General features: G+C 73.1%; 4 protein-coding genes and 1 pseudogene. All 5 read right to left on the bottom strand.

Annotated features, from left to right (window positions below; genetic code table 11):
- Nucleotides 1–483, bottom strand: a pseudogene (locus B7767_RS12445) (gala protein); the annotation flags it as partial.
- Nucleotides 483–707, bottom strand: coding sequence for a hypothetical protein (locus B7767_RS46345; protein ID WP_179167127.1), 225 nt, complete (start codon nt 705–707; stop codon nt 483–485). The pseudogene B7767_RS12445 and the gene B7767_RS46345, both read right to left, overlap by 1 nt.
- 97 nt (nt 708–804) lie before the next feature.
- On the bottom strand, nt 805–1197 hold the full coding sequence (locus tag B7767_RS12435) for a hypothetical protein (RefSeq protein ID WP_085572250.1): 393 nt from the start codon (nt 1195–1197) through the stop codon (nt 805–807).
- Nucleotides 1197–3686: a DUF4132 domain-containing protein gene (locus B7767_RS12430; protein WP_085572249.1), complete on the bottom strand. Its 2490-nt coding sequence runs from the start codon at nt 3684–3686 to the stop codon at nt 1197–1199. The genes B7767_RS12435 and B7767_RS12430 overlap by 1 nt, the downstream gene beginning before the upstream one ends.
- Nucleotides 3687–3837: 151 nt before the next feature.
- On the bottom strand, nt 3838–4027 hold a 190-nt coding region (locus B7767_RS47270), incomplete at its 5' end, for a hypothetical protein (RefSeq protein WP_218775789.1).

Below are 4027 nucleotides of genomic sequence, written 5' to 3'. Positions count from 1 at the left end.
GTTGCGGCGGAGCGTCGCGGCGAGCGCCACGGCGCCGTCGTCGCCCACCGGGTTGCGCTTGAGCCACAGGGCGCGGACGGTGTCGTCCGCGGAGAGCGCGTCGGCGAGCGCGGCGGCGCCTTCCGGGCCGATGCGGTTGCAGCCGAGGTAGAGCGTGTGCAGGCCGTGGCCGTCGGCGAGCGCGCGGGCGACCGTCGACGCCCCTTCGTCGCCGATGGCGTTGGTGCCGAGCAGGACGTGCCGGGCGTGCGGCGATGCGGCGGCGACGGGCATCAGCCGGGCGGCGCCGGCCGCTCCGAGGCCCTGCTTGCACAGGTCGACACGGCCGTCCGCGCGCACGGTGCCGAGCGGGAACGTCTCGTCGCTCTCCACCGCCCGGGCCGACCTCAGCCGGGCCAGCAACGGGTCCAGGCCGACAGGGTCACTGATCGGGATGTCCGGGTGCTCGATCGCCGGGCAGCGCACGGGTGTCGGCTGCGTCATCACCACTCCACCGGTCCATCGCCGGTGCCCGGCTCGCCGAGGGCGGCACCGCCCTCCGCCCGCCCAGGACGGACCGACGCCAATCGACGTTCCTCCACGACAAGGGCGGCAAGGCCGGTCGGATTCGAACCGACGTCCTCCAGCTTGATGCTAGGGCGCGACGACCTCTGCGCTACGGCCTTGCCGTGGAAGATCATAGCGGGATCGGCCGCGATGTCGATCACTTGTTTGAATGAAGTCTTCCGCGCGCCGCCCGCGCCCGGGGCACCACCCGCCGGACGGCGGACCATCACGAACCCACGCCCGCGCGCCACCGGTCCCTCAGCCGCCCGCGAGGGCGACGAGCTTGATGAAGACGAGGTCCGGATCGACCGTGAGGTCCACGACTTCGTCGAGGTCCTCCACCTGGCGGTCGCCGGCCAGCACGAAGAACCCGTTGGCCAGGAAGGCGCGCTCGGCGGTCTCCGCCTGGCGCTCCCAGTCGATGCGGCGCGGCTTGCGGAGCCGGTAGCCGTTCGGTTCGGTCCCGGCGTCGTCAGGGCGGACGAGGCCGTTGAAGTGGTGACTCGGGCGGCTGTTGTACCGGGCGACCTCCTCACGGACCCGGAGGCCGATCAACTCCCGTACGGTCATCCGTTCCGGCAGCCCGGCGACCTCCCACTCGGTGACCGGTCCGCCCGCCGCGGTCTCGTCCCGGAACGTCACGGTGGCCATCAGGCACCTCGCTCGATCTGCGTGAGGATGGACCTGTCGGTGATCTTGGTGTCGGCGGCGAGGAGGAACGCCTTGCTGAGGATCAGGGAGAGCCGTTCGTCCTCGAACGGCAGGAAGACCTTCCCGTCGCCCTTGCCGCGTGACGGGACGATGCACAGGTAGGCGTCGCGCGGTTCCATCAGGACGTTGGCCGAGCCCAGGTGGATCCGGTACGTGCCCAGGTCCCCGCGGACGATCAGGAAGCGGCCGTCGAGCGTGCACCGGCCGGCGATCCTCAGCCGCGGCACGATCCGCTCCAGCGCCTCCCGGCGGACCTCCGCGCTCGCCGTCAACGCACCGAACGTGGCCGTCCGCCAGTACCCGGTGTAGCGGTCCTCGCCCCGGTCGGTCCAGTCGGGATCGGTGGCGATCGAGGTCACGCCGACGAAGAGGTCGACGTCCCGCATCGCCTCGCTGAACACCAGCGGGGGCACCTCGGCCAGCGGAGCCTCCCGCCAGCGCCGGCCGTCCCGGCGTTCGAAGCGGACCTGGTCCGTGGCGGCGTGCTCGGGCGCGTGATCACCGTCGTCGTCGGCGGGCTCGTGGTGGAAGCAGGCCCGCCACGCTCCGTCGCCGAACTCGGCCCGTGCCCGGCCGTCGTAGCCGCCTTCGTGCCGGCCCAGGAAGTCGGCCTGCCAGCCGCGTTCCTTGAACAGCGCGTAGAGCTGCCGGTAGTGGACGATGTGGGCGGCGAACCGGTTGGAGTAGCCGCCGGTCTCCTCCTCCGCCGGGGTGAGCAGGTAGACCTCCCGGAACGCCTGTTTGAACGGCTGCCGCAGCCGCTCGGTGACGAGCCGCTCCCGCCACGCCCTGATGTCGTGCGTCGCTGCCCGGATCGGATGCCACAACCGGACGCGTTCGGGCTCGCCGGGCGGCTCGGCCGTCGGTGCCACCGCACGCCACTCGCCGTCCGCGTCCCGGAACTCCCAGATCAGGCCGCGGACGAGCGTTCCGGTGACCGGATGGTCGCGGTAGTGGCGGCACCACTCGTCGTACGGCCACTCGCGTCCGGCCGACATCAGCGCCTCGACGCGGGTCCGCTCGCCCGACAGCGTCCCCCGCACCTCCCTGGCCAGGTCCTTCAACTCCTCGAGGGCGTCCGGGAAGCCGTCCTTCACGGCCGCCGGAGCCGTGCGGGACGTCCTCCCGTCGGGGCGTGTGAAGGTGAGCCGCACGGTCCTCGCGTCCTCGATCGCCACCCGTACCCGGTGTCCGCCCCACTCCCGTTCCAGCGAACCGTCCGGTGCCAGGCCGTGATCCGGCACGCTGCGCTCGACGAGTTGTTCCGCCGTGATGCCCTGCTTCCCCGCCGCCGTCACCAGCGCGGTGTCGAGCTGCTTGCGCAGCGCCCGGTGCCTGATCCGGGACCGCAGCCGCCACAGGGCCTCCAGAGAGGCCGGATCGCCGGTCTCGGCCAGCGCGTTGATCGCCGCGCCCGCCAGCTTGAGGTCCACCGCCACGCCGGTCCCGGGACCGCCGGTCCGCAGCGCGAGCGTGCCGAGATGCCGCACCACGGCCGGGCCGCCGGTCAGCGCGGCCGCCCAGAGGACGCCGCGCGCCAGGTCCCCGTCGTTCTGGTGGACGAGGTAGTGGTAGTGGTGATCGTCGTGGACCCAACCGGTGTGCGCACCGTTTCCCCTGCTGCACAGCGGATCGTCCTCGGCCAGGGCCCGCAGGACGTCGGCCACGAGGTCCCGCGCCGACGCCGCGTCCACGAGTCCCAGGCACGTCCGCCGCCACTTCTGTGTGGGACGCGGCCCCGACGGGTCGGCCAGGTGACGTACGAGACGTGCCAGTTCCACTGTCGGTGCGGTCTTCGCCCGGTCGCCCAGCGGGGCCGCCCAGGGAGCGTCGGCGGGGATCAGTCCCTCGGGGATGTGTGCCTGGTCCACGCTCACGAGCAGTGCTCGCAGGCGCTGGGCGAGTGACGCGCGCGTGCTCGCCCCCACCGTGGTGTCCATGAGCTCCTGGTGTGCGTGCCGCAGCCAGGGCATGACCGCGCGGCGGCCGTCGGCGTCGAGCCGGTCGGCGGCGTCCAGCGCCGACCCCAGCGAGTCCGCGAACCAGAAGCCCATGTCGTGCTCGGTGGCACGGAGCAGCATCACCGCGACCTCGTCGGGTGTCCAGCCCCGCACCCGCGCGGTGAGAGACCCGATCTCGGCGCTGTAGTCCCACATCGTGTCGCCGAAGCAGGCGGCCAGCGTCAGACACAGGACCGCGGCCCTGCCCTCCTCGTCCGCGCAGGCCGCGAGCCGCCCGTCGATCTCGGCCTGGGTGGCCGCGCCCGCCGCCCTGAACCGCCGGTGCTCGTGCCCCAGGGACTGCCGGAACTCGGTCCGCTGACGCTCCAGGAGCCCGACGAGCCAGCGGACGCGGTCGAGCGCGGCGGACCTCACGTCGTCGAGCGAGTCGTTCCTGCGGGATTCGGCCACCAAGGCGTCGTACAGCATGGCGGGATGATGGCAGGGGGGACTGACAACGCGATCGGCTCAAGGGCCTCGCCCCCGGAACGACGCCCTCTCGAACGCGCTCGTGACACCCGTCCACGGCCGACGGGCTGCTCGTGGACCGTGTCGCCGGTCTCCTCGGCCGGCGGCTCCGTCAGGCGCGGGCAGGCACCGGGCGTGCCGCCGCGATGTCCTCCTGACCGGCAGCGGAGCACCGTACGGCGACGGACCCGTCCGCGGCCCGGCACGACAGGCGTCGGTGTCCCGGAACCGGCGTGACCACGGGCCCGCCCCCGGTGTCCGGGCCGGGGCCGGACCGGATGCCGGCCAGGGCCGCGAACCCG

This window comes from Streptomyces sp. 13-12-16, assembly GCF_002114215.1.
In the GTDB taxonomy this organism is placed as follows: Bacteria; Actinomycetota; Actinomycetes; order Streptomycetales; family Streptomycetaceae; genus Streptomyces.
Note: the sequence above shows the minus strand (reverse complement) of the source record. Positions and strands in the feature narration are given on the sequence as shown.

Bases quoted from the DNA above. Each gene is read 5' to 3' on its own strand.
- B7767_RS12430 (WP_085572249.1), bottom strand. From the start codon at position 3,686: ATGCTGTACGACGCCTTGGTGGCCGAATCCCGCAGGAACGACTCGCTC.
- B7767_RS12435 (WP_085572250.1), bottom strand. From the start codon at position 1,197: ATGGCCACCGTGACGTTCCGGGACGAGACCGCGGCGGGCGGACCGGTC.